General features: G+C 68.2%; 2 protein-coding genes. One reads left to right on the forward strand and one right to left on the reverse strand.

Going from position 1 to position 1,897, the window contains the following annotated elements:
- The first annotated feature begins 412 nt into the window (after positions 1-412).
- Positions 413-916, forward strand: coding sequence for a DUF3145 domain-containing protein (locus LQV45_RS28955; protein WP_026266435.1), 504 nt, complete (start codon positions 413-415; stop codon positions 914-916).
- Positions 917-1,047: 131 nt separating this feature from the next.
- Here the strand turns inward: LQV45_RS28955 and LQV45_RS28960 are convergent.
- The coding region (locus LQV45_RS28960; protein ID WP_230010468.1) for a beta-ketoacyl synthase at positions 1,048-1,897 on the reverse strand (850 nt) is incomplete at its 5' end.

A 1,897-nucleotide genomic window follows, 5' to 3' on the forward strand; every position in this document is an offset into this window, starting at 1 on the left:
GAGCTACCAGCAGGCACACCCCCGGGCCTGAGGATTACCGGTCCGGCGCGTCCGGCCGGCCGGAAAAGGCACACAATTCGGCCCGGGTTCCTGCCCCGGATTCGGCCCGCATACCTGCCCGGCGCCAAGCGGACCAGGGTCCACCTGCGGGACTGCCGAACCATGCACGGCGCGCCGGAAAAGACGCGCCGAATCGCACTGGCGTAATTAGGAGGGGTAGGGCAGAATAAAACTCACGCCCGGGAAGTTTCAAGTTGAACTTGAAGCTGGAATGCACTACGTCCCAGCTTTGAACCCGGCTGTATATTAGTAGTCTGGCAGGGACCGCCGGCATAAATTCGGATCCGCGCAACAGACAGACATCCAGGCACAGGTCGTTGGGGAAGACGTACCTACAGCTATGGAGGATGGAATGTCTGTTGCACTGACCCGAGGTGTGTTGTTCGTTCACTCGGCCCCGACTGCCTTGTGCCCCCACGTCGAGTGGGCCATAGGGTCTGTCGTGGACAAGCGGACGGACCTGGAGTGGACCGCTCAGCCTGCCGCGCCCGGAATGTTCCGGGCCGAGCTGTCGTGGACCGGAACGCCGGGCACGGGGGCTCAGTTGGCGTCCGCTCTGCGAGGCTGGGCGCACCTGCGCTATGAAGTCACTGAGGAGCCGAGCCAGGGGGTCGACGGCGGCCGCTGGTCGCACACTCCGGAGCTCGGGATCTTCCACGCCACCACTGACGTCCACGGCAACATCATGGTGTCCGAGGACCGCATCCGTTACGCCTACGAATCCGGCGCCGGCGACCCCTCGGCCGTCTACCACGAGCTCTCGCTCGCCCTGGGCGAGGCCTGGGACGAGGAACTCGAGCCGTTCCGGCACGCCGCCGAAGGCGCCCCCGTGCGCTGGCTCCACCAGGTCGGCTAGGGCCTCACTGGGCGCACCACCGCAGCAATTCCATAGCTAGGCGCCAAAAGGCAGATGGCGGCAATGTTCATGAAGAACATTGCCGCCATCTGCCGTCCCGGCGTGCTGCGGGCGTGCTGCTGGTCGTGCAGCTAGACGCTGCGTACCGCGATCACGGCGTTGTGGCCGCCGAAACCGAACGAGTTGCTCAGCGCGGCGATGCTGCCGGCCGGCAGGTCGCGGGCGGTCGTGACGACGTCGAGCGGGATTTCCGGATCCTGGTTCTCGAGGTTGATGGTCACCGGCGCCTTGCGGTCGTAGATGGCCATGACGGTCAGCACGGCCTCCACGGCACCGGAGGCGCCGAGCAGGTGCCCCATCTGGGACTTGGTGGCCGAGACCGCTACCGAGTCCACGTGCTTGCCCAGGGCGGCCTTGAGGGCCGCGTACTCGGGCTTGTCGCCGACCGGGGTGGAGGTGGCGTGCGCGTTGACGTGGACGATGTCTTCGGGCTGGATGCGGCCATCGAACATCGCAGCCTTCAGCGCGCGGGTGGCGCCCAGACCCTGGGGGTCCGGGGCGGTGATGTGGTAGGCGTCGGCGGTGACCGAGGTGCCCGCCAGTTCGGCGTAGATCCGGGCGCCGCGGGCCAGGGCGTGTTCCTCGGCCTCGAGCACCAGGGCGCCGGCGCCCTCGCCCATGACGAAGCCGTCGCGGTCACGGTCGTAGGGGCGTGAGGCGTGCTCGGGATCGTCGTTGCGGCGTGAGAGGGCCTGCATGGAGGCAAAGGCGGCGATCGGCATCGGGTGAATGGCGGCTTCGGCGCCGCCGCACACGACGACGTCGGCCTTGCCGGCGCGGATGAGGTCCAGGCCCACGTGGACGGCCTCGGTGCCGGACGCGCAGGCGGAAACGGGGGTGTGGGCGCCGGCGCGGGCACCAAGGTCCAGGCTTACCGCGGCGGCCGGGCCGTTGGGCATCAGCATGGGCACGGTCATGGGC

It is taken from the genome of Microbacterium sp. Bi128, from assembly GCF_918698205.1.

What these genes read in the sequence shown, in the direction of transcription:
- LQV45_RS28955 (WP_026266435.1), top strand. Translation starts at nt 413, where the DNA reads ATGTCTGTTGCACTGACCCGAGGTGTGTTGTTCGTTCACTCGGCCCCG.